The organism is Nakamurella sp. GG22, assembly GCF_052976845.2.
The window spans coordinates 102773-128818 of the sequence record NZ_JBRIIO020000001.1 but is presented as its reverse complement, the minus strand read 5'-3'; the positions used below and the strand labels follow the sequence as shown (position 1 = coordinate 128818).

Sequence of the window (26046 nt, the reverse complement as noted above, 5' to 3'; positions counted from 1 at the left end):
TCGTTGTCCACAATCCCGCGCGGGGCCCGGTTGCTGTCGGCGCCTGGTCCTACGCTGCGTGTCGTGCGGGTGGTCGGGTCGCTCCCGGTCATCCCCGCGCATCGGGGTTCCGGACCGGAATCCGGCACCGAGAAGGAGATCACCGTGTCGACCACGACGTTGAACGAGCGCGCCGAGCAGCACCTCCGCGCGCTGGTCGGCTCGGAATCCGCAACCCTGCGGGACGACCAGTGGACCGCGATCGAGGCGCTGGTGGCCGGCCGCCGGCGCGCCCTGGTCGTCCAGCGCACCGGTTGGGGGAAGTCGGCGGTGTACTTCGTCGCCACCGCTCTGCTCCGCGAGCAGGGCGCGGGCCCGACGGTGATCATCTCCCCGTTGCTCGCACTGATGCGCAACCAGATCGCGGCCGCCGAGCGCGCCGGGATCCGGGCGGTGACGATCAACTCGGCCAACGCGGAGCAGTGGCGCACGGTCTATGCGCAGGTCCGTGGAGGCGAGGTCGACGTGCTGCTGGTCTCCCCGGAGCGCCTGAACAACCCAGGGTTCCGTGACGAGGTGCTACCCGAGGTGGCCGCGACGGCCGGTCTGGTCGTCATCGACGAGGCGCATTGCATCTCGGACTGGGGCCACGATTTCCGTCCCGACTACCGCCGCATCCGCACCCTGCTCGAGGAACTGCCGGACGGCATCCCCGTTCTCGCGACGACGGCGACGGCCAATCAGCGGGTGGCCAGGGACGTCGCCGAGCAACTGTCCATCTCGTCCGCCCACCACCACGGCGGCGACGCGGACGCCGCGGCACACGGAGTGGAGACGCTGGTGCTGCGCGGCCCGCTCGACCGGACGTCGTTGCACCTGGGCGTGGTCCGCTTACCCGATCAACCCACCCGGCTCGCCTGGCTGGCGGACTATCTCGCCAGGACAACGGGTTCCGGGATCGTGTACTGCCTGACGGTCGCCGCGACCGAGCAGGTGGCCGAACACCTCCGCGCCCGCGGGTTGCCGGTGGCGGCCTATTCGGGGCGCACCGATCCGACGGAACGGGCGCAGGCCGAGGACGACCTGTTGGCCGGCCGGATCAAGGCCCTGATCGCCACATCGGCGCTCGGAATGGGTTTCGACAAGCCCGATCTCGCGTTCGTCGTGCACCTCGGTGCGCCTCCGTCGCCGATCGCGTACTACCAGCAGGTGGGCCGTGCCGGTCGCGCCGTCGACCGTGCCGAGGTGGTGCTGCTGCCGGGCACGGACGACGTCGACATCTGGAACTACTTCGGATCGCTCGGGTTTCCATCGGAGACCGATGTTCGTTCCACGCTGGACGAACTGGCGGCGGAGGGCGAGCCGATGTCGGTACCGGCACTGGAGCCGCGGGTCTCACTGCGACGATCGCGGCTGGAGATGATGCTCAAGGTGCTCGATGTGGACGGCGCCGTGCGCAGGGTAAAGGGCGGCTGGACGGTGACCGGGCAGCCGTGGGCGTACGACGCGGAACGGTACGACCGGGTCAGTGCGGCGCGTGACGTCGAGCAGCGCGCGATGCTCGAGTACATCAGCACCGACGGATGCCGGATGAGCTTTCTGCGCGAGCAGCTCGACGACCCGGCACCCGACCCGTGCGGACGGTGCGACAACTGCGGCGGGCTGAGCCTGCCGTCTGCGGTCGACCAGCAGTCGATCGTCGCGGCAAAGGCGGAACTCGAGGTGCCCGGCGTCGCCGTCGAACCGAGAGCGCAATGGCCATCGGCGATGTCGGCGCTCGGCGTCGCGCTGTCCGGGCGGATCCCTGCTGCCGAGAAGGCGGCGCCCGGCCGTGCCGTCGGTCGGCTGGACGGTATCGGGTGGGGCTCGGCGCTGCGCGAGCTGCTGGCGCACGGCGCGCCCGATGGTGAGGTTCCCGTGCCGCTGCGGCACGCGGCGGTTCAGGTGCTCGACAGCTGGCTGCCCGCCGACGACCGTCGGCTTGACGGTGTCGCCTACATCGGGTCGAGCAGCAGGCCGGAACTGGTGCGCCACCTCGCGACAGGCCTGGCGCGCTATCGGGGGGTGCCCGTGCTGTCGACGTTCCAGGTCGTCGACGACCGCCCCAGCACCACCGCGACAAACTCCGCGCGGCGGCTGGCGGAGGTACTCGGCAGGTTCCGGCTGGCCGATCCTGCCGCCGTCGCCGGTCAGCGTGTGCTGCTGGTCGACGACAGCACCGACACCGGTTGGACGCTGACGGTGGCCGCGCGGGAACTGCGCAAAGCCGGTGCGGTAGAGGTCTTTCCGTTCGTGCTGGCCGTTCGCTGACGGCTGTTCTCGGCGCTCGGCACGGTCGGCGGAGACCGGTCACCGGGGTCCGCCCCCGGCCGATGAGTTTCCTGCGTCGTATCGGTCGTCATGACCGGACCGGATGTCGGTGGGCTGTGTTGTACTAGCCGCCATCCGGGCCGAACCCAGTCCCGGCTCGCGGAGAGGCAGCACCGACCTGATGCCCACGCATGATGATCCGCCCCCACCATTTACCGGCGGTGTTCGCTGATGGCGGCCGCCGTCGAGGTCTCCGACCTGGTCAAGACGTTCAAGGAGACGACCGCGCTGGCCGGCGTCGATCTCGCGGTGCCGGAGGGCACCGTGCTCGGTTTGCTCGGTCCCAACGGGGCCGGCAAGACGACGGTCGTCCGGATCCTGTCCACGCTGCTCAAGGCCGACAGCGGCCGGGCGACGGTGTTCGGCCATGACGTGCTGACCGACCCGGACGCGGTGCGCAGCATCATCGGGCTGACCGGTCAGTACGCGGCAGTCGACGAATACCTGACCGGCTCGGAGAACCTGGAGATGGTCGGCCGGCTCTACCGGCTGGCCAAGGCCGACGCCCGGGAGCGTGCGGCGAACCTGCTGGACCGGTTCGACCTGTCGGACGCCGCCGGCCGGATCGTGAAGACCTACTCCGGCGGTATGCGGCGACGGCTGGACATCGCGGCGTCGCTGATCGCCCGCCCGCGGGTGCTCTTCCTGGACGAACCGACGACGGGCCTGGATCCGCGCAGCCGGATCGGCATGTGGGAGTTCATCGCCTCGCTGGTCGCCGACGGCACGACCATCCTGCTCACCACCCAGTACCTCGAGGAGGCGGACCGGCTGGCTGACTCCATCGTGGTGATCGACCACGGCAAGGTGATCGCCCGGGGCACCGCCGACGAGCTGAAGGCGCAGGTGGGTGGGCACCGGCTGGAGTTCACCGTCACCGATGCGGCCGCTCTGCCCGTCGTTCTCGAGCGGCTCCGGGAGCTTGCGATCGACACCCCGGTGGTCGACGAACAGGCGAGGTCGCTCACCATCCCGGTGCGCGGCGGCGCCGACGTGCTCCGGGATGCACTGCGCCGGCTGGACGGTGCCGGCGTCGACATCATCGACGTGGGTTTGCGCAGACCGGATCTGGACGACGTGTTCCTGGCACTGACCGGTCATGCGTCCGAGGCTCCAACGGGCGCGGCCGAGGAGCCGGTACCGGACCAGGGGAAGGGAGCGCGGTCATGAGCACGCTGGCACAGGCTGTCTCGGACGGCGCCGTCATCACCAAACGCAACCTGCTGAAGATCAAACGGGTCCCGGACCTGCTGGTGTTCGCGACCCTGTCACCGATCATGTTCGTGCTGCTGTTCGCGTTCATCTTCGGTAGTGCCATCCCGCTCCCCGGGGTGGACTACAAGGAATTCCTGATGGCGGGGATCTTCACCCAGACGGTCATCTTCGGCGCGACGATCACCGGCACAAGCCTGGCCGAGGACCTGCAGAAGGGCCTCATCGACCGCTTCCGGTCGCTACCGATGGCACGGTCGGCCGTGCTGGTCGGACGCACCACCGCGGACATCGGCAACAACGTCGTCGTCATCATCGTCATGTCCATCACCGGTCTGCTGGTCGGCTGGCGGATCCGCACCTCGGTGTTCGAAGCGTTGCTCGCCTTCGTGCTGCTGCTCCTGTTCGCCTATTCGATCAGCTGGGTGATGGCCGTCGTCGGCCTGTCGGTGAAGTCGCCCGAGGTGGTCAACAACGCCTCGTTCATCATCATCTTCCCGATCACCTTCATCGCGAACACCTTCGTCCCGACCGACAACTTCCCGCCCGCGTTGAAGACCTTCGCCGACTGGAATCCGGTGTCGTCGGTGACACTCGCCGCCCGCGAGCTGTTCGGGAACACCAGTCCGGCGTTGCCACCGCCCGACGTGTGGCCGGCTCAGCACCCGGTGGTCTACTCGCTGATCTGGATCGTCATCCTGCTGGTGATCTTCGTGCCGTTGGCCATCCGGAGGTACGAGTCGGCCGCCGCCCGCTGACGTCACGGGCCAGCCGCCGTGAGCTGGGATCTCGGGTCAGCCGCCGCGAGCTGAGTTCTCAGCCGGGGTGCGCCTCCCGGTGCGCCTGCGCGAGATCGACGTAGTGGATGGCGTTCTGCAACACGCCGTGGCGCTCCTCGGCGGTCAGCTCGCGGCGCACCTTGCCGGGAACGCCGGCCACCAGCGAACCGTCGGGCACCCGGGTTCCCTCCAGCACCACCGCGCCCGCGGCGACCATTGACCCGGTTCCGATCACGGCGCCGTTGAGGACGACAGCGCCCATCCCGATCAGGCAGTGGTCCTCGACGGTGCAGCCGTGCAGCACGGCGGCGTGGCCGACGCTCACCCCGGCGCCGATCACCGTCGGGAAGTCCGGATCGGCGTGCACCACGACGTTGTCCTGCAGGTTGGTCCCGGCACCGATCGAGATGCTGCTGGTGTCGCCGCGGACGACCGCGCCGTAGAACACACCGGTGCGGGCCCCGATCGTGACCCGCCCGATCACCCTGGCGGTGGGTGCCACCCACGCGGTCGCGTCCACCTCGGGGGTGGCGCCACCGAACGAGAGGTGCTGGGACATGGGCTCACTCCGATTTCCGTTGGGCCGCTCCGAACTGGACCGCTCTGTCTTGGACCGCTCCGTCTTCGAGCGCGGAACGACGAAGTCGATCAGCCGGCTGCGGCCGCTGCCGAGCGACGCCCACTCGTCGTCGACGGCCAGGACCGCGATCGCCGACGTGGGAAACTTCTTCCGGACCGATTCCAGCGCCTCGGTATCCGAACCGGGACCCGCGAGTTGTTCGGCCAGCGCAGGAATGCCCGGTCCGTGACCGACCAGCAACACGGTCCGGTCGTCGGCGGGCAGGGTGCTGATGATCTCCGCGATCTCCTCGGGGTACGCCTCGTAGACGTCGCCGACGAAATCGACCGGCACCGTCGCCGACTCACCTGCCGCCAGGCCGGTCGCCGCGAGCGTCTGCCTGGTGCGGGTGGCGGTCGAACACACCACCCGGTCGATGCCGGGCAGGTTGTCGACGATCCACCTGCCGGCCAGCGCGGCCTGGCTGACGCCGCGCGGCGCCAGCGGCCGGTCGTGGTCCTCGACCCCGTGCGGGTACGCGGACTTCCCGTGCCGCAGCAGGATCAGCGTTCGGGTCCCGGTGCGGTCGTGCGATCCCGATCCATCAGGCGGCATCGCCCCATCCAACCGTCGCGGCGTCCACCGTGGCGCATCGGGTGTCCGCCGGGTGACCGCCGCGCGGGCGCGTCCGGCGATCCGGCGCAGGAACCGTCGCGGTCGCCACCGGTACCTCACCGGTCGTCGTGGTCGTCCCGGGGAGCGGACGGGTCCGCCGACGGCTTCCGCGGCGGGAGTTGGCCGTCCAGCGGTGTCGCCCCCGCCGTGGCCGGCTGGTCGATCTGCTCACGCACATACCGCGCGATGACCTGCAGGACCGCGACCGCCGGAACGGCCAGGAATGCCCCGATGATGCCGAACAGGGTCCCGCCGAGTGCCACCGCGGCCAGGACGACCGCAGGATGGATCTTCAGGGTGCGGCCGACCAGCATCGGCTGCATCACGTTGCCCTCGAGTTGCTGCACCAGCAGCACGATGCCGAGCACGGCCAGGGCGATCCACGGGCCGCCGGAAACCAGTGCCACCAGGACCGCGATGCCGCCGGCGACGAACGCTCCGACGATGGGGACGAAGCCGCCGAAGAACGTCAGGACGGCGATGGGGAGCGCGAACGGCACCCCGAGCAACCAGACGCCCATGCCGATGAAAAAACCGTCGACGAAGGCGACGGCGGCCTGCGACCAGACGTACTGACCCAGGGCCGTCCACACCCTGTCCGCCACCACCTCGGCGTGCCTGCCCGTGGTCGAACCGATCCAGGTCCGCAGCCACGGCAGGAACCGAGGGCCGTCCTTGAGGAAGAAGAAGCAGAGCACCAGGGCAAGCACCAGGGTGACGATCGCCGAGCCGATGGCCCCGAGGCTGCCGATCACCACGCCGGCGATCTGCTGGCTGTTGCTCTTCAACTGGTTGATGCCCTGCTCCACCAACCCGCCGAGCGCATCCGGCCCGAGGTTCAACGGTGGGCCCGCCAGCCAACTCTGCAGCGAGCTCAGACCTTCCGACGCCTGGTTGACGAGATCTTGCGCCTGTCCCGTCACCTGGGGTGCGAGCACCGCGATCAGCCCGCCCACCACCGCGAACAGGCCGACCACGGCGATCAGCGACGCGAGCGCCGGGGGCAGCTTCCGGCGCAGGAACCGCACCGGCGGCCACAGCACCGTGGCCAGCAGCAGCCCCAACAGGATCGGCAGCAGCACGCTCCAGAACTCGCCGAGTACCTGCCACAGCACCCAGAGGCCGAGGCCGATGACGAGCAACCGGACGGTCCAGCGGGACCAATCGATCACTGCATGCTGGAGCCGCCGGGACACCTGCGAGCGGCCGAGGACCGCGCCTTCAGCCTCCGGAACGGGGTCGGCCGGCCCGCCGATGGCATCGGCGATGTCACCGGAGTCCAGCAGATCGGCGTCGACGGCACCAGAACCGGCCGCGTCGCGGTTCGGCGGGCCGTCTGTCTTGCGTCTTCGAGCTGACCAGTTGCCGGCCATCAGGACTCCTCTCGTGCCGGACCTGGATCGCCGCGGCACAACTATCCTTCCCCGCCGACGGGCCGGTAAGCGTGCACGCCGAGCCGGTCACATCCCGGAAAAGGCCCGACTGGGCGCGACCGATGGGCCGCAATGCTGTCTGATGTCCGGGTGCACTCGGTGGAGCTGACCGTCGACGAGCGGACCGACCGCCTCGTCCGCGACCAGTGGAACCTGCTGGCCCACGCCGGACTGCCGAGCCAGGCCAGGCACAAGGGCGCGTCGAACCGGCCGCACATCACGATGGCGTTGACCGCCACGATGACCCCTGACGTGGCCGCTGCCCTCGGGTCGACGTTTGCGGGTTTGCCGATCCCGGTGACGGTGGGCGGCCTGGTCGTCTTCGGTGGCCGCCGCTTTGTGCTTGCCCGCCTCGCGGTGCCGTCGATCGAGCTCCTGCGGCTGCAACGCAGCGCGATGGGCGCCCTGATCGACCCGGTCGACCCGCACGAGACGTTCGGACCGGGAGCCTGGACCCCGCACATCACCCTTGCCCGCCGGCTGACCGCCCAGCAGCTCGCCGATGCGCTGACCGAGCTCGGCGAGGTCCGGCCGATCCGCGGTGCGCTGGTGCGGGCCCGGCGCTGGGACATGTCGGCCAAGCAGGAGCAGTGGATCGAGTCGCCGGAGCCGGTCGAACCCCCGTCCTGAAAGGCCGCTCCGAAAAAGGCGCTCTGAAAAAGGCGACTCTGAAAATGGCGACCGGGCGCCGCCAGGAGCGGACCTATCCTTGAGCGCGACATGACCGACACCCCAGCGAGCGCTACCGCAGCGACCGCTACCCCGATGACCGTGACGGCCGACCTCACGGCTCGCCTGACCGACGTCACTACCCTGGACGAACGCCGGCTGCGGCGTCGGCTCCGCGGCGCACGGCGGATCTCCGACGACGGCAAACGGCGCCGCGCACTGGCCGATGTCGAGCGGCAGATCAGCGCCGCGGAGGCGCGTTTCGCGCGGCGTCAGGCGGCGGTCCCCACACTGCGGTACCCACCCGAGTTGCCGGTCTCCGAGCGGGTCGACGACCTCGCGGCCGCGATCGCCGCCCATCAGGTGGTCATCGTGGCCGGCGAGACGGGATCGGGGAAATCGACCCAGCTGCCGAAGATCTGCCTTCAGGTCGGCCGGGGGGTCCGGGGCACCATCGGGCACACCCAGCCGCGACGGATCGCCGCACGCGCACTCGCCGAACGGATCGCGGAGGAGACCGGGACCGTGGTCGGCGGCGCGGTGGGCTACGCGATCCGCTTCGGCGACCACACCGGCCCGGACACCCTGGTCAAGTTGATGACCGACGGCATCCTGCTCAACGAAATCGGCCGGGACCGGATGCTGACGGCCTACGACACGATCATCATCGACGAGGCGCACGAGCGGAGCCTCAACATCGATTTCCTGCTCGGCTACCTCAAGGAGCTGCTGCCCCGCCGGCCCGACCTGAAGTTGATCATCACCTCGGCCACCATCGACCCGCAGCGGTTCTCCCGGCACTTCGGCGACGCACCGATCGTCGAGGTCTCCGGTCGCACTTACCCGGTCGAGATCCGTTACCGCCCCTTCGGGGTCGACGACCAGGCTGATCCGGAGATGCCGGATGACGAGGACGGCGAGCAGGACGCGGACGGTCGCCGGCACGGCGAGTCCCGACCCGTCGCCGGCCGGGACGGTGACCGGCCCGGCGGTCCCGGCCGTCAGCAACGCGGTAATCGGCCCACCGCCGGCAACGCCGCCGCCCGAGCCAGAGAGGACGCCGTCGACCAGGCGCAGGCGATCTGCTCCGCCGCCGACGAGCTGATGGCTGCCGGCGACGGCGACATCCTGGTATTCCTCTCCGGCGAACGCGAGATCACCGACACCGCCGAGGTTCTGCGCGGACATCTGGCGGGCCGCCGGGGAACGACCGAGGTCCTCCCGCTGTACGGCAGGCTGTCCGCCGCCGACCAGCACAAGGTGTTCTCCCGGCACACCGGCCGGCGGATCGTGCTGGCCACCAACGTCGCCGAGACGTCACTGACGGTCCCCGGTGTCCGCTACGTCATCGACCCCGGTACCGCCCGGATCTCCCGGTACTCGCCGCGGAGCAAGGTGCAGCGGCTGCCGATCGAACCGATCTCACAGGCGTCGGCCGGTCAGCGGGCCGGGCGCTGCGGCCGGGTGGCGGACGGTATCTGCATCCGGCTGTACTCCGAGGAGGACTTCCTCAGCCGGCCCGAGTACACGGACCCGGAGATCGCCAGGACGTCGTTGGCGTCGGTCATCCTGCAGATGGCCTCGCTGGACCTGGGTGACATCTCGGTGTTCCCCTTCCTCGATCCGCCTGACCGGCGCCAGATCCACGACGGCGTCACCGTTCTCACCGAGCTCGGCGCACTGACCGAAACAGGTGACGAGCGACCGAAGCTGACCCCGGTCGGCCGCTCCATGGCAGGGTTGCCGCTGGATCCGCGGTTGGCCAGGATCTTGGTGGAGGGCAGCAGGCTCGGCTGCCTGCGCGAGGTCCTGGTCATCGTGGCGGCGCTGTCCATCGTCGACGTGCGGGAGTACCCGCTCGAGGAACGGGACAAGGCAACGGCCGCGCACTCCCGGTTCGTCGATCCGCAATCGGACTTCAGCGCCCTGCTGGGGCTGTGGGTCTATCTGGAGGAACAGGGAAAGGCGCTTTCCGGCAACGCCTTCCGGAAGATGTGCCGGCGCGAGTACCTGAACTACCTGCGGATCAGGGAATGGCAGGACTTGCACACCCAACTGAGGCAGTTGCTGCGCGGCATGCGGATGGAGCTCGACGCTCCGGCGAGCGCGCCGCCGGCCGGTGCCGGGCCGGGGACTGCGGCAGGCAAGGACCGGGTGGCCGCGCCGGCCACCTCGCAACCGAAGAACGGGGCGGCCGCGCCGACCACCTCGCAACCGAAGAACGGGGCGGCCGCGCCGGCCAAGGGCGGCCGGGGCTCCCTCGCCGTCGAGGTGGACACGCCGAAGGTGCACACCGCGCTGCTGGCCGGGCTGCTGTCGCACATCGGACTACGCAAGGAAACCGGTCGCGAGTACCAGGGCACCCGCGGCGTCAGCTTCGTGATCTGGCCGGGATCTTCGTTGGCGCGGTCCGCCCCGCAGTTGGTGGTGGCCGCCGAACTGGTGGAGACCAGCCGGCTGTGGGGCCGGATCTGCGCTCGGGTTGAACCCGGCTGGATAGAGCAGGTCGGTGGAGACCTTCTACGGCGCAGTTACTCGGAACCGCGGTGGAACGCCAAGCGGGCGAGCGTCGAGGCGACGGAGAAGGTCCAGCTGCTCGGCGTGCCGATCGTCGCGGCGCGCACCGTGCAGTTCGACCGGATCGACCCGGAACTGTCCAGGGAACTGTTCATCCGGCATGCACTGGTGGAACGCGACTGGACGACGCGGCACCGGTTCTTCACGCAGAACCAGCAGGCCATGGACGACGTCGCCGCGTGGGAGGACCGCACCCGCCGGCGGGACATCGTGGTGGACGACGAGACGCTCTTCGCGCTCTACGACGCGCGGATCCCGCCGGAGGTGACGTCGGGGCGGCACTTCGATTCCTGGTGGAAGAAGGCCGCGCGGGCCACGCCCGACCTCATGACGTTCACCACCGAGATGCTGATCGCCGCCGGCAGCGAACGGTTCGACACCGCTGCCTTCCCGGACCGCTTCGACGCCGGCGGTGTCGACCTGGAGCTCGGGTACGTGTTCGACCCTGGCCGCCGCGATGACGGGGTCACCGTGACGATCCCGTTGGCGGTCCTGGCGCGGGTGGACCCGACGGCGTTCGAACGGCAGATCCCTGGTCTGCGCGCCGATCTCGCGGTCGCCTTGATCCGGTCGTTGCCGAAGACGTTGCGCCGCAACTTCGTCCCGGTCCCCGACTTCGCCCGGGCAGCGCTGAGCCGGATGGAACAGCAACCGGCAGCGACCGACGCATCGATGCCGGCCCAGCTCGCCGCCACCCTGACCGCGCTGACCGGCGTGGTCGTCAGGGAGTCCGACTTCGACCTGGAGAAGGTGCCCGACCATTTGCGGATGACGTTCGCGGTCGTCGACGACGACGGCCGGAAGGTGGCCGACGGCAAGGATCTTTCGGTCCTGCAGGATTCGCTGCGGTCCGATACCCGGAAGGCTGTCGCGAAGGCGTCGGGCACCGTCGAACGGACCGGGCTGACGGCGTTCCCGCCGACCGGCATCCAGCGGACCGTGACGACCGAGGTCGCCGGGCACGAGGTGACCGGGTTCCCCGCGCTGGTCGACGAGGGCGGGACGGTCGGCGTCACGGTGTTCACCTCGGTGGCCGATCAGGCCAGGTCGATGCGCGCCGGCACCCGCCGGTTGCTGGTGCGGGAGATGCCCAGTCCGCTGGCTCAGCTGCGCCAGTCGTTGAGCCGGTCGCAGCTCCTGACATTCGCCGCGACGCCCCACGGGACGGTCGGTGAGCTGGTCGCCGATGCCACCGAAGCCGCGGTGGACGCACTGCTGGACTGGGCCGGCGGACCGGCCTGGGATCCGGCGGCGTTCGCAGCTCTCGCTGCCAAGATCCGGCCGCACCTGAACAAGGCGGTGCGGGACATCGTCGTCGCCGCCGAGCAGGTGCTCCGTGCCGCGGACCTTGCCTCCCGGGCGATCGAGACCGCGGCGAGCGGACCCGGAGGTACTGCGATTGCCGATCTCGTCGCCGACATGCATGGTCAGCTGGCCGCGGCGCTGGCTCCCGGTTTCATCACCAGGACCGGTGCGGCCGCGCTACCCGACCTCAACCGCCGGCTGCAGGCGCTCGCCGTCCGCGCCGAGCGCGTCGTCGACGCGCCGGCCAGGGACCGCGAACGGCTCGCCGAGATCGCCGCCCTGCGGAACGAGATCGACGACGCCGTGGTCGCCCTGCCGCCGGAGCGGCAGGGCGACCGTGACGTCATCGCGGTCCGTGCGCTGCTGGACGAGTACCGGGTGGCGCTGTTCGCGCAGCCGATGCGGACCTCCGTGCCCGTGTCGGCGAAGCGCATCCGTGCCGCCCTGGCCGCGCTGCGTCGCTGATCGGGGACTTCGGCCGACACGCCAGACGGCGGCCGGCACGCTCAGACGGCGGCCGGCACGCTCGGCCGGCGGCCGACCGTCGGACGGCGGCCGACCCGCTCGGCCGGCGGCCGACCGTCGGCCGGAAGCCGAACCTGTCAGACGGAAGCCGGCGGCGGGTTCGGGGTGCTGGGCGGCGGCGGGTTGGGGGTGGCGCTCGGCGGCGGAGTGGGCGTGGTGGGCGGGGGCGGGGTGCCGCCGTCCTTGCCTGCCGCCTTGTCCACGAGCCCCTTGAGCTTGGCCTCGATCGGGTCGACCTTGTCGTGGCCGACCTTATTGCCGGCAAACCCGCCGGCCTTGGTGATGCCTTCCTGGATCTTGTCGGAATGCTCCGTCAGCAGGCCTTGTGCCTTGTCCCGGAGTTGCTTGAAATCGACCATTGCCGGCTCCTCTGTCATTACTCGGTTTCGCAGTTGTCCGGTGTGCCCGGTCCGACGAACTAACGCGCGGGCACCGTTGTCAGTTCCGGGTCGGCGGTGCCGGGCAGCCGATTGAGCGGACCGGGTGACGTCACCGCAGCCGGTAGGACAGCCGCGGGATGTCGACGACGAACCCGTGCCGGTCAACCGTCATGGTGTGCTCACCCGCCGGGCCGGCGTGTCGGAGGGTCGCCCCCTCCTCGGTCAGTGCCAGGGTCCGGAAGGTGTACTTCACCGGCGTCACCTTGAGCGCCGGGACGCTGATCTCAGCCACGCACAGGGTCTCCTCCCCGATGCGCAGGTGCAGGCCGAGCCTGCGGATCGCCAGGGAGGTGGTGAGAAGGCTTGCGGTGAGGTCGGTGTCGTGGCAGGCATCGATGCCGGGCGTAGTCGCGGCGTGCCCGGCACTGTCCAGCCAGGGTCCGCCCGGCGTCCTTGTCAACGCGAGTCCCCGCTCGGCGAGCACGGAATCGCTGTGCGCCGTCATCCTCCTGGTGCGCCCTGCGGCGTCACACAGCACCGAGTACGACGCGCCAAGACTGTGCCGGCCGACGACGACCAGATAGCCGCTGGCCCGCAGGCCGCGCTCGGTCAGCACGACCCTGACGGTCTCCAGGCGGCGCCCATCGTCGGACGACCAGGACAGCAGTCGGGTTGAGCCGTAAGGACTGCTCACGCTGCGTATCGTATATGCGTCGTGATGAACCATTCAGTAACGATTCAGATCCGGTCGGCCCCATGAGGTCAACCCGGTTGACGGCGCCGGTGCCTCGCCAGCAGGCTGGCGCGCGTGGGTCATCTCGAGTTCAACGGCGTCGCGTTCAGCCTGCCCGACGGCCGGCCGCTGCTGGCCGACGTGACGTTCCGGGTCGCCGCCGGTCAGGTCACCGCCCTGATCGGGCCCAACGGCACCGGCAAGACCACCCTGCTCCGGATCGCGGCCGGCGACGTCGAACCCGATGACGGCGGGGTCGGCCGCTCCGGCTCGCTGGCCGTCATGTCGCAGTTCATCGGCGCGGTGCGCGACGAGTCGACGGTGCGGGACCTGCTGCTGTCCGTCTCACCGGAGCCCGTCCGTGCCGCTGCGGCGGCAGTCGATGCCGCCGAGCTCGAGATGATGGCGGACGAATCGGATCCGGTCGCGCTGCGGTACGCGCAGACCCTCGCCGATTGGGCCGACGTCGACGGCTACGCGCACGAGACCGCTTTCGACGTCGCCACCGTCGCGGCTCTGGGGGTGCCGTACGACAGGGCCAAATACCGCGCCGTGACGAGTCTGTCCGGCGGGGAGCAGAAGCGGCTGGTGCTGGAACTGCTGCTCGCCGGCCCCGCCGAGGTGCTGCTGCTCGACGAGCCCGACAACTACCTCGACGTCCCGGCGAAGCAGTGGCTCGAGCAGAAGCTGGCCGCGACGACGAAGGCCGTGCTGCTGGTGTCGCACGACCGGGAGCTGCTGTCGCGGGCTGCCACCCGCATCGTCACCCTCGAACCCGGTGCGGCGGGCGCGGTCTCGTGGGTGCACGGCGGGTCGTTCGAGACGTACCGTGCGGCCAGGGACGACCGGAATTCGCGGCTGGAGGAACTCCGCCGCCGCTGGGACGAGGAGCGGGCGAAGCTCAAGGCCCTGGTGCTGATGTACAAGACGAAGGCAGCGTTCAACGACGGCCTGGCGTCCCGGTACCAGGCCGCGCAGACCAGGCTGGCCAAGTTCGAGGCCGCCGGGCCACCGCAGGCGGTGCCGCTGACGCAGAAGGTGACGATGCGGCTGGCCGGCGGCCGGACGGCCAAGCGGGCGATCGTCTGCCGGGACCTCGAACTGACCGGGCTGATGAAACCGTTTGACCTCGAGGTGTTCTACGGCGACAGGGTGGCCGTGCTGGGCTCGAACGGCTCGGGAAAGTCGCACTTCCTGCGGCTGCTGGCCCGCGGCGGGTCCGATCCCGACATCGAGCACCAGCCCGTCTCCGACGACGTCGTCGACCCGGTGCCGCACACCGGCACCGCCACTCTCGGCTCCAGGGTGCGGCCCGGATTCTTCCGCCAGACACACGCCCACGGCGAACTCGCCGGCCGAACCCTGTTGGACATCCTGCACCGCGGCGACCGGCACCGGGCCGGCATGGGCCGCGAACAGGCTGCGCGGGCGCTCGACCGTTACGGCCTGGCCCGCGCAGGGGAGCAGACCTTCGACACGCTCTCCGGCGGGCAGCAGGCGCGGCTGCAGATCCTGCTGCTCGAGCTCTCCGGGGCGACCCTGATGCTGCTCGACGAGCCGACCGACAACCTCGACCTGCATTCGGCGGAGGCGCTCGAGGTGGCGCTCGAGGCATTCGCCGGCACCGTCGTCGCCGTCACCCATGACCGTGCGTTCGCCAAGACGTTCGACGCGTTCCTGCTGTTCGGTGAGGACGGCAGCGTCCGGCAGTCCGACGAACCGGACTGGGCGATGAGCAGGGTGCGGCGCGAGAGGTGACCGACGGGCCACCGGCCCGTGTCACGATGTGCGGGTGAGCGTGCGACCCCGTGAGGATTCCGGCTTCCCGACGGGTGGGGCAGCCAGCGCCGGCGCGCGCCGGAACGGGCCCGAACGCACCGACATCCCGCCGTTCGCCGGCCTGATCCGCGGTGGCATCGGGTTCGCCGTGCTGCTCGCGGCAGCGGCCGTCGTCGCGGCGGTCGTGGGCACCGGGGCCACCGATCTCCCGCCGGTGACAGGCCTGGTGGAGCCCGGTCCGATCGTGCAGTTCGGGATCCCAGTCGCCCGCACGTTGCTGGACGTCTTCGCTGTCACGGCGGCCGGGGTCGCGATCCTGGCCAGACTGGTGGGGTTCGACGATCCGGCTCGAACCGAGCCGGTAATGCGGAAAGCGCGGCTGACCGGGCTGTGGGCGTCGGTCGGCTGGACGGCGATGGCCCTGCTGTCCATCGTGCTGCTGACGGCCGAGCTGAACCCCGGCAGCATTCCTGGCCCATCGTCGATCTGGGCGTACGTCTCCAACATTCCCGCGGGCAAGGGGCTGTTGCTGTCCGCCGCGTGCGGGTTGGCCTCCGTGCTGCTGGCGCGGCTGAGCCTGCGTCATGGGGAGAACGTGCCGGCCGAACTGCGGGCCGGGGTCGCGTTGTTCGGGTTGCTGCCCCTCCCGCTCACCGGGCACGCCTCCGCGTGGGCTTACCACGACCTGTCGATGGTCGTGATGGAGCTGCACGTCGTGACGGCCAGCGCCTGGGCCGGCGCCCTCGGTGCGGTGATCATCTTCCTGGCTGCCCGGCCCAGGCTGCTGGCCGAGGCCATGCCGCGGTACTCACGGCTGGCCACCTGGTGCGTCATCGTCGTCGGGATCTCCGGCATCTTCACCGGGCTGCTGGAGCTGGCGCTTTCTCCCATCACCTCGCTGCCCGGCTCGCTGGTCACCACCCGATTCGGCGTGTTGGTGCTGGCCAAGGCCGTGCTGATGGCGGTGGTCGCGGTCATCGCCATCGTCGTCCGGACCCGGCTGCTGCCCGCGGTCGCCGCCGGCCGGCGCACGGCGATCGTGGTCTGGTGCGGCTGGGAACTCATCGTGCTGGCCCTCGCCTTCGGCGTCGCGGTGGTGCTCACCCGGGCGTCCGTCACCCCGTTCTGATCGCCCCGTCGCCATCGGTGGCGAAAGCCTGCGTGACCGCGGCGAACCGCTCCACCTCGGCCGGCCCCGCGAGGTTCGGGAAGCTGACGAACACCGTGTGCACACCGAGATCGGCGAGCCCCCGGTAACGCTCGATGTGCCGCTCCACCGTGCCCGCGTGATGCGCGGCGGCATACGCCGTCGCCGACGTCCGGCCGCGGTGCGCCTCGACCAGTCGGCCCACCTCGTCGGGATCGTCGCCGACGATCGGCAGGTCGAGCACGGTGATCCGCAGGTCGTCGCGTGGATCGATGCCGATGGATCGCCCGGACCGCTCGGCGTGGTCCCGGAACGCGGCCAGCTTGCGGTCGAGGACACCGGGGGCCGAGCTGACGTTGCAGCCGTCGCCCAGGCGGGCAGCTATCTCCAGGGTGCGGCGTTCGCCGCCGCCGCCAACGATGATCGGGATCGGGCCCGGTCGCGGGTAACAGGTGGTCTCCGGCAACCCTTCGTAGGGCTTGGTACCGGGGCCCCAGAAGGCGCGCAGCACACCGATCGTCGCCTCCAGCGCGTCCAGCCGGGCGCCTGCGGTGGGGAACGGCAGCCCGTAACCGGCGTGCTCCCGGCCGTACCAGCCGGCGCCGATCCCGCAGAATGCCCGGCCGCCGGAGACGACGTCGAGGCTGGCCAGCATCTTCGCCAGCAGTGGTGCGGCGCGGAACGTCACCGGTGTCACCAGTGCGCCCAGCTCGACCCGCTCGGTGACGCCGGCGAGGTAGCCCAGGGTGACGTACGCCTCCGGGATGGGGTCCCACGCCCGGCCGACCTGCGGGATCTGCAGCAGGTGGTCCATCACCGCGACGGCGGTGAACCCGGAATCCTCCGCCGCCCGGGCAACGTCCCGGAGCCAGCGCCGGGGGTCCTGTCCCCATGGGAATGAGGAAACCTGCAGCGCGAAGCGCAGCGCCGGCTGTCCCCCCTGCGCCGGCATCGGTACCGGTATGGGGACATCCGAGGCGGCCGTCCCGGCGTCCGCGTCTGCGGCGTCGACCTGCACGACGAGGTCGAACCCGTCCGCCTCGAGGTCCGCCGACGCAGCCCGCTGGAACTGGGCCTTGAGGACCGGCGCAGGAACCGGCCGCGCCCGCTCGCGGTTCCGCCGGCGGCAGATGTCGAGTCCGGTGGTGAACCGAATCGCGACGACCGGCAACCCGGCGGTCCGGCCGGCCGACACCGCCGCGACCCGCCGGGCCTGGTCCAGCCCGAGCGTGTCGACCACGGTCGTCAGACCCCGCCGCAGTCGCGCGCTCACCACGGTGTCGAGGACGGCGAAGGCGTCCGCCGAGGCGTCGAGGTCGCCCTCACCACTGCCGACGACGGCACGCAGCGCATCGGAGGACACGACCTCATTGGTCGCGTACTGCTTCCGGGCCCAGGTGCTCTTCCCGGAACCGGACGGGCCGACCAACACGACCAGCGCGGGCGTCGGCAGGGCAGGCATGGTCAGCCGGTGCGCGAGACGGCGTCGTCGTCCGCGGCGGGCCAGCCGGCGAGGGCCCTGCGGGCGTCACGCAGTGGCTCCGGGGCGAACGCGGTGGTGCGCTCCGGCGGCCGGGCAGTCTCGAGCCCGATGCTCCGGGCGGCCAACCAGGTGACGGCCGCCCAGCTCGCGAGCAGCCCGAGGCCGGCGACCCAGATCGATGTCCAGGCCACCGGCACCATGTGCAGCGCGTCGCCCCGCTCGAAGGCAACCCGCATCTCGCCGATGGTCCGGTTCGCCAGGTCGGTGGGCGTCCCGAAGCCGACGGTCTGCACCCACATCGCGCCGTAGCCGACGAGGGTGATCGTGACGGCTCCGATGATGGTGCGGGCGGCGGGCGCCAGGCGTAGGAGGAACACCGCGTCGACCGCGAGACCGACGGGCAGCAACCAGAACGGGACAACACTGGGCGGGAAGATGGTGAATGTCAGCAGCGGCCAGATGAGGCAGCGGTAGAGCACGTACCCACCGACGACCACCGTCGCGGTCCACCGCCAGCCGACCATGATGCGGGCGAGGACCAGCAGCGGCACACAGATCACGATCGTCCACACCGGGTACACCCACGGCGCGATCGGCAGGGCGAACGACTCGACGGCGATGTCGTCGATGGGCCGGCCGATCTGGGCGGCGGCGAAGGCGAGCAGCTCAGGCTCCGCATAGGGCTGGCCGCGGAACCAGGACGCCACCTCGAGGATCCCGTACTCCTGCTGACCGGTGGGGAAGAACATGTTCTCGAACATGAAGGCCCACAACGCGATCAGGCCGAACCGCCACTCGCGGGCCGACCCGCCGTCGCCGGGGAACGAGTGGTGCCAGTTCCGGATGACGCCGGCGATCATGATCGCGGTGCCGCCGTAGAGCAGCAGGTGGCTCGGCGACCACGCCGTCAGATCGAGCCCGTTCACCCGGTGGTTGATGATGTCGATCGGGCCCGCCAGCACGAAGATGCCGGTGCCGATCTGCATGATCCGCAGCGAGCGCCGGTCGGCGCCGTAGCCGGTGAAGGTGTGCGAGAGCACCAGCCCGATGGCGATGCCGGTGCCGACGGTGTTCAGGATGTGCGCGCCGGCCAGGTCGTCGCGGAGCCATTTGAAGTGCCAGGAGACGTCCCAGGACGACCCGAGCAGCTTGAACGCGAAGGCAGCCAGCCACATCCGCTGCATGAAGACGGCCAGGGACCGCGGCGTGGCCCGGCCGGGCTCGCCACGGTTCCAGTAGGTGCGCATGAAGCCGGAGAGGCGGTGCATGTGTCGATCCGATCTGCGGTGTGCCGTCGTTCGACGTCAGGTCTGTCCGATCAGGTCACAGATTACGGGGAGGCCGGCCTCGAATCGGCATCATTCCGGCAAGGCGCGGTCGCACCCGTCCGGAAGCCGGTGCGACACCTGTTGTCAGTGCTGGTAGTCCGTGGGCTGTTGCCGGCCCGTGTATGCCGGCAATGGACGTGCCCGATCTCGGCGGCGGGGAGTTCTGCTACTCACCGTCGACGGGTTCGAGCTGTTCCAGCATCTTCCGCAGTACTCGCAGGGTGGTGTCCACGTCGTCGTCGGTCAGGTCGCCGCTCAATTGCGCTAGAACTGCGTGCTCCCGCTGCACGATCGCTTCGATGGTGCGTTGCCCGTCGGTGGTGAGCTGGATCAGTGACGATCGCTGATGTGCAGGGTTCGGCAACGTCCGCACCCAGGACCGGTCGAGCGCGTCGTTCACCATGCGCTGGACGAACTGTCGACTGAGGGTGAGACCACGGCCGATCTGCGGCACGGTCATGGGGCCTCGGGCGAAGAGCACCTCCAGGACGGCCCGCACGCCGACTGACGCGCCTTCGATGTGCTGGGCGGCTTCGACAGTACGGAAGGCGCGGCGGTACAGCGGACCCACGACGCTGTAGATCTCCGCGATTCGCGGGCCGACATCACCGGTCTCCGATGCATCTTTCACCGGTTCAGTATGACACCTGGGTTGTCATCGTTCCGTAAATATGGCACCTTGGTTGTCATGACCGACCTGCACCATGCGCCGATCCGTGATGGTCACCTGGCCTATCTCGACGTCGGTCAAGGGACACCGTTGGTGCTGCTGCACGGCGGCGCGCTGGATCACCGCATGTGGTCCAGGCAGGTCGGAGCCCTTTCGAACGATCACCGGGTGATTGCTCCCGATCTACGGGGTCACGGGAGGTCGTCAACGCCGACCGGCCCGTTCCGGCACTGCGATGACATCGCTGATCTGATGCACGAACTCGGCACCGGTCCGGCGGTCGTCATCGGCGTGTCGATGGGCGGAAGCACGGCCGTGGACATGGCGATCGAGTATCCCGATACGGTCGCCGCTCTCGTGGTGAGCGGAGCAGGTTCCAGTGAGCCGGACTGGCGCGACCCGTGGATGCTCGCCCTGTTCGCGACCTGGGAACGTGCCGCCCAGGAGAAGGATGCCGAGGCCTGGATCGACACGTTCCTGCTGATCGGCAACGGTCCGCATCGCACCCTCGACGACCTCGACCCCCGTGTCCTCGAGGAATTGCGTGAGCAGGCCGTGCACACCATCACGAGCCACGTGTCCGGCGGTTCGCCCGTGCTGCCGGACCCCGTATCGAACGCCAGGCAGCGGGCCCGCGACATCTCAGTACCACTACTGGCCATCTCCGGCACGCTCGATTCCGATGACCATATTCGCATTGCCCGCGAACTCGCCGAAGCCGTTGCGGACGGTTCGACGGTCGTGATCGCCGGTACCGCGCACTATCCCAACATGGAACAACCGGACGAATTCAACAGCGCCATTCTCGAGTTCCTCGCGCAGTCGGTCCGACCGCGAGGCGAGGTCGCCGACAGGTCATGAATCGGCGACCGCCCTGATCAGTGGCCCGGTCCGGCGGGGGACCGGGGTGTCCAGCGCGATGGCCGTCGCGGTGCGCAGGACGGCGGGGTCGCGCACCACGTCATCGATCACCCGCTGCAGATCGGCGTTGGACCGGGCGACCAGCCGCACCAGCAGGTCGGCGGAACCGGTGATGGTGTGCACCTCGATCACCTCGGGGATCGCGGCCAGATGCGCGGTGACGTCACCGCGTCCTTTGCCCTGCGCGATCTCCAGGGAGAGGAACGCCGTCACCGGGTAGCCGAGGGCCGCGGGCTCGATGGTGGGTGCCAGATCGGCGATGACGCCGGTGCGCTGCATCTTGTCGAGCCGGGCCTGCACCGTGCCGCGGGCAGCGCCGACCCGGCGTGCCGCCTCGACGACCCCGATGCGGGGCTCAGCGGCGAAGACTTCGAGGATCTCGGCGTCGAGCCGGTCGATCGTCATGTGGCCGATACTAGACACGCTGACCAGTCAGGGATCGCTGTCTAAGAGCATTGTGTGCAGGCTGACCAGCGTTTCACTCGACTCTTGCCCATCTCCGGACTGCGGCGGCAGGCTCTGCCCATGACGACCTCCGAGATCACCCTGACCGGCCAGGAGCGCTCCGCAGAACTCGATGCCGACTCATTGAGCCGGCTGGTCGGGCTGGTCGAGTACGACGCCAGCAACGATCCGTTCCCGGTCATTGCGATGGATGCGGTGGTGTTCGTCTGCGGCAACGCCACGCAGACCGCGCACTACTTCCAGTCCGCGTGGGGCATGGACCTCGTCGCCTACTCCGGCCCCGAGGTCGGGGCACGCGACCATAAGGCCTTCGTGCTGACGTCGGGTTCGGCCCGGTTCGTCGTGCAGGGCGGTGTTGCTCCGGGGAGCCCGCTGCTCGACGGGCATCGCAAGCATGGTGACGGGGTGGTGGACCTCGCCATGGAGGTCAAGGACGTCGATCAGTGCATCTCCCACGCCAGGGCACAGGGCGCGACTGTGTTGGTCGAACCACATGACGAGAGCGACGAGTTCGGTACGGTCCGGCTCGCCGCCATCGCGACCTACGGACACACCCGGCACACCCTCGTCGACCGCAGCCGGTACTCCGGGCCGTACCTGCCAGGCTTCGTCGAGCGCCGGTCGTCGTTCGTCAGGCGCCCCGGTGCGCCGCGCCGGCTGTTCCAGGCGCTGGACCACGCCGTCGGCAACGTCGAACTGGGCCGGATGAACGACTGGGTCGAGTTCTACAACCGAGTGATGGGTTTCGTGAACATGGCGGAATTCGTCGGCGACGACATCGCCACCGAGTACTCGGCCCTGATGTCCAAGGTGGTCGCGAACGGCAACCACCGGGTCAAGTTCCCGCTCAACGAACCGGCCGCCGGCAAGCGCAAGTCGCAGATCGACGAGTACCTGGAGTTCTACGGCGAACCCGGCTGTCAGCACCTCGCGCTGGCCACCAACGACATCCTCGGCACGGTGGACGCGCTGCGCGCGGAGGGCGTCGAGTTCCTCAGCACACCGGACGCCTACTACGACGACCCGGCGCTGCGGGAGCGGATCGGCCGGGTCCGGGTGTCGGTGGAGGAACTGAAGAAGCGCGGCGTGCTGGTGGACCGCGACGAGGACGGTTACCTGCTGCAGATCTTCACCAAACCGCTCGGCGACCGGCCCACCATCTTCTTCGAGCTGATCGAGCGGCACGGCTCACTCGGGTTCGGTAAGGGCAACTTCAAGGCGCTGTTCGAGTCGATCGAGCGCGAGCAGGCCGCGCGCGGCAACCTCTGAAGCCCGCGGTGATCCGGATCGTCGGCGTGAAGAGGTCAGCCCCGGGCCGGCTGCACGGTGCCGGTCACCTCGCCCAGCGCGAGCCGGCCGCCGCCCGTCGACGGGGCGGTCGCGGTGATCGTCACCGCGTCCCCGTCCTCGAGGAACGTGCGCCGCACGCCACCGGCCAACGTGACGGGTGTGCGGCCGCCGGCGGTCAGCTCGAGGAACGACCCGGCCTGATCGGGCCCCGGTCCGGAGATGGTGCCGGAGGCGAACAGATCGCCGGTCCTGGTGCTGGCGCCGTTCGCCGTCAGATGCGCCAGCAGTTGCGGGCCGGTGTAGTACATGGACGCGAAAGGTGGCCGGCTGACCGGGAACCCGTTCCACGTCACGACCAGGTCGATGTCCAGTCCCCACGGGTCGGCAGGGTCGTCCGCGAGGTAGTCCAGGAGCGGCACGGTGCGGGCCGGCGGCGCGATCCTGGCGGCGTCGAGCGCGGCGAGCGGGGTGATCCAGTGCGACACCGAGGTGGCGAACGACTTGCCCAGGAACGGTCCGAGCGGGACGTACTCCCAGGCCTGGATGTCCCGCGCACTCCAGTCGTCGACCAGGCACACCCCGAAGACATGCGCGGCGAAGTCGCTGGGCCGCAACGGATACGACAACGTGGAGCCGGTTCCGACGACGAATCCCAGCTCCGCCTCGATGTCCAGCCGGCGGGTCGGACCGAAGGCCGGTGGCTGCTCGTCAACGCGGATCTGGCCGCACGGCCGGACGATCGGTGTACCCGACGGCACGACGGTGCCCGAGCGGCCGTGGTAGCCGATCGGCAGGTGCTTCCAGTTGGCCGGCAACGGGTCGGCACCCGGACGGAACAGCCGGCCGACCGCGGTCGCGTGATACTCGTTGGCGTAGAAATCGACGTAGTCGCCGACCAGGAACGGCCGGTGCATCCGGACATCGGACAGCGCGTGCAGGTGCGGCTCGACAGCCGCCCGACGGCCGGTGTCGGTCAGCGCCGTCATCGCGTACTCCCGGACGTCCGCCCAGACCTCCGCGCCGGCGGCCATCAGCGGGTTGAGCACTCCGGCCTCGAGAAGCCTGCCCCATGGCGCGTTCTCGGAGCCGGCCAGCGAGCTGAGATCGAGCACCGACCGGCCGATCCGGACACCGATACGAACCGGTCCCTGCCGCGCGGAGAACACCCCGTACGGCAGATTGTCCGCGTCGAAACCCGACCCGGCGGCACCGCTCACCCAGCTCTGCGTCACCGCAGGGACCCTACCGACGGTGCCGCACGGCCGCCGTCGGACCAACACCCCAGCGCGCGCTCGACCGGCGCGGAAGCGGAGTGATCCCGTGGCCTACTACCGCAGCGTCGGTGCCATTCCCGCCAAGCGGCACACCCAGTTCCGCGGTGACGACGGTGCGCTGCTGTCCGAGGAGCTGATGGGGGAGGAGGGCTTCTCCTCGGATTCCTCGCTGCTGTACCACCGGAACATCCCGTCGGCGATGGTGGACGCGACCAACTGGGAGCTACCCGACCTGTCGACCACGCCCAACCACCCGCTCAAGCCCCGGCACCTGCGGCTGCATGACCTGTTCCCGGGCGAAACCCCCGGTGTAAGCGTCGATGTCGTCACCGGCCGGCGGCTGGTGCTGGCCAATGCCGACGTCCGGATCTCCTACGTGGTGGCCGCCGAAACCAGCCCGCTGTACCGCAACGCGACCGGCGACGAGTGCGTGTTCATGGAGGCCGGCGCCGCAACGGTGGACACCGTCTTCGGCAGTCTGACCGCGCGGACCGGAGACTACGTGCTGATCCCGAGGGCGACGGTGCACCGCTGGATCCCAGACCCGGACGCGGGCCCACTACGGGCATACGCCATCGAGGGCAACTGCCACATCGGGCCGCCCAAGCGTTACCTCTCGCGTTTCGGCCAACTGCTGGAGCATTCCCCGTACTGCGAAAGGGATCTGCACGGTCCCGCCGCGCCGCTGGTCGACGAGGGCACCGATGTGCCGATCTACACCAAGCACCGCGGGAACGGGCCCGGCGGCATCGTCGGGTCCATCGTCGTCAGCCCGCACCACCCGTTCGACGTCGTCGGCTGGGACGGCTGCCTGTACCCGTACACGTTCAACGTCAACGACTTCGAGCCCATCACCGGGCGGGTGCACCAGCCGCCGCCGGTGCATCAGGTCTTCGAGGGGACGAACTTCGTCATCTGCAACTTCGTGCCGCGGAAGGTCGACTACCACCCGCTTGCGGTGCCGGTGCCGTACTACCACTCCAACGTCGACAGCGACGAGATCATGTTCTACGTCGCCGGCGACTACGAGGCGCGCAAGGGTTCCGGCATCGGCAGCGGCTCGATCAGTGTCCACCCGGGTGGGCACTCGCACGGGCCGCAGCGCGGCGCCGTCGAGGCATCGTTGGGAAAGGACTATTTCGACGAACTGGCCGTCATGGTCGACACCTTCAGGCCGCTGGAACTCGGCGAGGGCGGCCTTGCCGTCGACGACGGCCGGTACGCGTGGTCGTGGTCGTGATCGGGGTGGTCGGTGCGCGGTCCCGGCGACTGACCGGCGCGGCCGGCCGGGTGTCCTCGCGGCCGGGTGTCCTCGCAGTCGGGTGTCGGGCAGCCGGTCAGTCCTCGTCCGGGTACCAGCCCTGCACGACCAGTCCGTCGGCGCCGCGCTCGACAGCGGTGACGTGGCCGCCCGCCGAGCCCACCGCCAGCAGTTGGTCGAGGAGATCCTCACCGTCCATGGTGACGGCGGTGAGCCCGTCGCCGCGGTGCTCGAACTGCTTCCTCGCCCGATGGCCCGCGTCGGCGATCTTCAGCAACGAGCCGGTCGAGGCGAGTGAGCCGCGGGCAACGCCCAGGATGCCGAGCGCATCGTCCATCGCGTCGATCAGCGCCGTCCGGTTGGTCTCGCACATCGCCCTGATCAACGCCGGCCGGGTGCCCGCGACCCTGCTGCCGTCGGCGAACGACGACGCCGCCAGCGACAGGGCCAGCGCGCCGCCGTTCTCGCCGACCTGCGCCAACGCCAGAGCCAGCAGGTGCGGCAGGTGCGAGATCCGGGCGACGGCCTCGTCGTGCGCGACGGGTTCGGCGGGCACCACCCTGCTGCCGACCGACAGAGCCAACCCGGCCACCGCGGACCAATCGTCCAGGTCGCTGTCGTCGGTCAACGTGGTCACCCAGGCGGCGCCCTCGAACAGCGACGCCGATCCCGCGGGCCAGCCCGACTCGGTGGTGCCGGCCATCGGGTGCGACCCGATGTAGCGGGCGCGCGGCGCCAGTTCGGCGACATCGTCGTGCACCGGGCCCTTCACGCCGGCCACATCGGTCAGCCGGACCGTGGGGGCGAGTTCGTCGACGCGGCGGAGCAGGTCCGGCACCGCAGTCACCGGCGCCGCGAGCACCACCAGCGCGTCGGTGTCGGTCGCCCTGGCCAGCGCGGTGGCCAACGAATCGTCCACGTCGTACCCGTCGCCGGCCGCGGCGTCCCGGGTGTCATCACTGGGTGACCACCCGAACACCGGTAACAGTGGAGACGCGGCCCTGGCCAGTGATCCGCCGATCAATCCCAGTCCGACGATGCACAGGGCCGGAGGGAGGACGGCAGTGCCGGGGCGGGTCGTCACGTCTGCAGTCATGACGACATCATGACCGGACGCTCCGGTGGGCCGCTTCATACTCCCCGGACGATTGCCACGCTGAGTGCTCGGTTGAACCGGCTCTGTCACTGTTGGCCCGGGACCATTCGGGTACTGCGTAGCAACCACCCTGGTG

The 26046-nt window shown here is 70.0% G+C and carries 20 protein-coding genes and 1 pseudogene; 10 read left to right on the top strand and 11 right to left on the bottom strand.

What is annotated here, in order from left to right:
- Positions 1 to 144 precede the first annotated feature (144 nt).
- From ACVBEQ_RS00610 to ACVBEQ_RS00600, 3 genes are all read left to right on the top strand, one after another.
- Positions 145 to 2289 carry a RecQ family ATP-dependent DNA helicase gene (locus ACVBEQ_RS00610; protein WP_447151804.1) on the top strand — a complete coding sequence of 715 codons (2145 nt, stop codon included), beginning with the start codon at positions 145 to 147 and terminating at the stop codon, positions 2287 to 2289.
- A gap of 231 nt (positions 2290 to 2520) precedes the next feature.
- Positions 2521 to 3519 carry an ATP-binding cassette domain-containing protein gene (locus ACVBEQ_RS00605; protein ID WP_447151472.1) on the top strand — a complete coding sequence of 333 codons (999 nt, stop codon included), beginning with the start codon at positions 2521 to 2523 and terminating at the stop codon, positions 3517 to 3519.
- Positions 3516 to 4319 carry an ABC transporter permease gene (locus ACVBEQ_RS00600; protein WP_447151471.1) on the top strand — a complete coding sequence of 268 codons (804 nt, stop codon included), beginning with the start codon at positions 3516 to 3518 and terminating at the stop codon, positions 4317 to 4319. Before ACVBEQ_RS00605 ends, ACVBEQ_RS00600 begins: the two co-directional genes overlap by 4 nt.
- Before the next feature lie 58 nt (positions 4320 to 4377).
- Here ACVBEQ_RS00600 and ACVBEQ_RS00595 read toward each other — a convergent pair whose 3' ends face one another.
- The 3 genes and pseudogenes from ACVBEQ_RS00595 to ACVBEQ_RS00585 all read right to left on the bottom strand — a co-directional run bounded on the left by ACVBEQ_RS00595 (position 4378) and on the right by ACVBEQ_RS00585 (position 6947).
- Positions 4378 to 4899 (bottom strand): gamma carbonic anhydrase family protein, encoded by a 522-nt coding sequence (locus ACVBEQ_RS00595; RefSeq protein WP_447151803.1) that lies wholly within the window; start codon positions 4897 to 4899, stop codon positions 4378 to 4380.
- A 378-nt stretch (positions 4900 to 5277) separates the two neighbouring features.
- A pseudogene (locus ACVBEQ_RS00590) lies at positions 5278 to 5514 on the bottom strand (SixA phosphatase family protein); the annotation flags it as partial.
- 116 nt (positions 5515 to 5630) lie between these two features.
- On the bottom strand, positions 5631 to 6947 hold the full coding sequence (locus ACVBEQ_RS00585) for an AI-2E family transporter (RefSeq protein WP_447151470.1): 1317 nt from the start codon (positions 6945 to 6947) through the stop codon (positions 5631 to 5633).
- A 132-nt stretch (positions 6948 to 7079) separates the two neighbouring features.
- On the opposite strand from ACVBEQ_RS00585, the gene ACVBEQ_RS00580 reads away from it, so the two are divergent.
- The gene (locus tag ACVBEQ_RS00580; protein ID WP_447151469.1) at positions 7080 to 7637 is read left to right on the top strand and encodes a 2'-5' RNA ligase family protein; all 558 of its coding nucleotides are present in this window, start codon (positions 7080 to 7082) and stop codon (positions 7635 to 7637) included.
- A 90-nt stretch (positions 7638 to 7727) separates the two neighbouring features.
- On the top strand, positions 7728 to 12023 hold the full coding sequence (locus tag ACVBEQ_RS00575; protein WP_447151468.1) for a DUF3418 domain-containing protein: 4296 nt from the start codon (positions 7728 to 7730) through the stop codon (positions 12021 to 12023).
- Between the two features lie 137 nt (positions 12024 to 12160).
- Here ACVBEQ_RS00575 and ACVBEQ_RS00570 read toward each other — a convergent pair whose 3' ends face one another.
- Both ACVBEQ_RS00570 and ACVBEQ_RS00565 read right to left on the bottom strand, forming a co-directional pair.
- Complete coding sequence (locus ACVBEQ_RS00570) at positions 12161 to 12442, bottom strand: antitoxin (RefSeq protein WP_447151467.1); 282 nt, start codon at positions 12440 to 12442, stop codon at positions 12161 to 12163.
- 130 nt (positions 12443 to 12572) lie between these two features.
- On the bottom strand, positions 12573 to 13157 hold the full coding sequence (locus ACVBEQ_RS00565; RefSeq protein ID WP_447151466.1) for a putative glycolipid-binding domain-containing protein: 585 nt from the start codon (positions 13155 to 13157) through the stop codon (positions 12573 to 12575).
- Positions 13158 to 13271: 114 nt separating this feature from the next.
- Between ACVBEQ_RS00565 and ACVBEQ_RS00560 the strand changes: the two genes are divergently transcribed.
- The gene (locus ACVBEQ_RS00560) at positions 13272 to 14954 is read left to right on the top strand and encodes an ABC-F family ATP-binding cassette domain-containing protein (RefSeq protein WP_447151465.1); all 1683 of its coding nucleotides are present in this window, start codon (positions 13272 to 13274) and stop codon (positions 14952 to 14954) included.
- Between the two features lie 34 nt (positions 14955 to 14988).
- Positions 14989 to 16104, top strand: coding sequence for a copper resistance D family protein (locus tag ACVBEQ_RS00555; RefSeq protein ID WP_447151464.1), 1116 nt, complete (start codon positions 14989 to 14991; stop codon positions 16102 to 16104).
- Here ACVBEQ_RS00555 and ACVBEQ_RS00550 read toward each other — a convergent pair.
- The 3 genes from ACVBEQ_RS00550 to ACVBEQ_RS00540 form a co-directional block, all read right to left on the bottom strand.
- On the bottom strand, positions 16091 to 17584 hold the full coding sequence (locus ACVBEQ_RS00550) for an LLM class flavin-dependent oxidoreductase (protein WP_447151463.1): 1494 nt from the start codon (positions 17582 to 17584) through the stop codon (positions 16091 to 16093). The genes ACVBEQ_RS00555 and ACVBEQ_RS00550 overlap by 14 nt on opposite strands.
- A 2-nt stretch (positions 17585 to 17586) precedes the next feature.
- Positions 17587 to 18873 carry a hypothetical protein gene (locus ACVBEQ_RS00545; RefSeq protein WP_447151462.1) on the bottom strand — a complete coding sequence of 429 codons (1287 nt, stop codon included), beginning with the start codon at positions 18871 to 18873 and terminating at the stop codon, positions 17587 to 17589.
- Between the two features lie 226 nt (positions 18874 to 19099).
- Positions 19100 to 19564, bottom strand: a complete 465-nt coding sequence (locus ACVBEQ_RS00540) for a MarR family winged helix-turn-helix transcriptional regulator (RefSeq protein ID WP_447151461.1) — start codon at positions 19562 to 19564, stop codon at positions 19100 to 19102.
- Positions 19565 to 19621: 57 nt separating this feature from the next.
- On the opposite strand from ACVBEQ_RS00540, the gene ACVBEQ_RS00535 reads away from it, so the two are divergent.
- Positions 19622 to 20464 carry an alpha/beta fold hydrolase gene (locus ACVBEQ_RS00535; protein WP_447151460.1) on the top strand — a complete coding sequence of 281 codons (843 nt, stop codon included), beginning with the start codon at positions 19622 to 19624 and terminating at the stop codon, positions 20462 to 20464.
- Here ACVBEQ_RS00535 and ACVBEQ_RS00530 read toward each other — a convergent pair.
- Positions 20459 to 20929 (bottom strand): Lrp/AsnC family transcriptional regulator, encoded by a 471-nt coding sequence (locus ACVBEQ_RS00530; protein WP_447151459.1) that lies wholly within the window; start codon positions 20927 to 20929, stop codon positions 20459 to 20461. The genes ACVBEQ_RS00535 and ACVBEQ_RS00530 overlap by 6 nt on opposite strands.
- Positions 20930 to 21049: 120 nt before the next feature.
- Between ACVBEQ_RS00530 and hppD the strand changes: the two genes are divergently transcribed.
- Positions 21050 to 22258: a 4-hydroxyphenylpyruvate dioxygenase gene (gene hppD, locus ACVBEQ_RS00525; protein ID WP_447151458.1), complete on the top strand. Its 1209-nt coding sequence runs from the start codon at positions 21050 to 21052 to the stop codon at positions 22256 to 22258.
- Between the two features lie 35 nt (positions 22259 to 22293).
- Here the strand turns inward: hppD and fahA are convergent, their stop codons facing one another.
- On the bottom strand, positions 22294 to 23511 hold the full coding sequence (gene fahA, locus ACVBEQ_RS00520; RefSeq protein WP_447151457.1) for a fumarylacetoacetase: 1218 nt from the start codon (positions 23509 to 23511) through the stop codon (positions 22294 to 22296).
- Between the two features lie 88 nt (positions 23512 to 23599).
- On the opposite strand from fahA, the gene ACVBEQ_RS00515 reads away from it, so the two are divergent.
- Positions 23600 to 24793 carry a homogentisate 1,2-dioxygenase gene (locus ACVBEQ_RS00515; RefSeq protein ID WP_447151456.1) on the top strand — a complete coding sequence of 398 codons (1194 nt, stop codon included), beginning with the start codon at positions 23600 to 23602 and terminating at the stop codon, positions 24791 to 24793.
- Positions 24794 to 24890: 97 nt separating this feature from the next.
- Here the strand turns inward: ACVBEQ_RS00515 and ACVBEQ_RS00510 are convergent, their stop codons facing one another.
- Entirely contained in the window at positions 24891 to 25910 is a 1020-nt protein-coding gene (locus ACVBEQ_RS00510) for a prephenate dehydrogenase (protein WP_447151455.1), read from the bottom strand.
- Positions 25911 to 26046 lie beyond the last annotated feature (136 nt).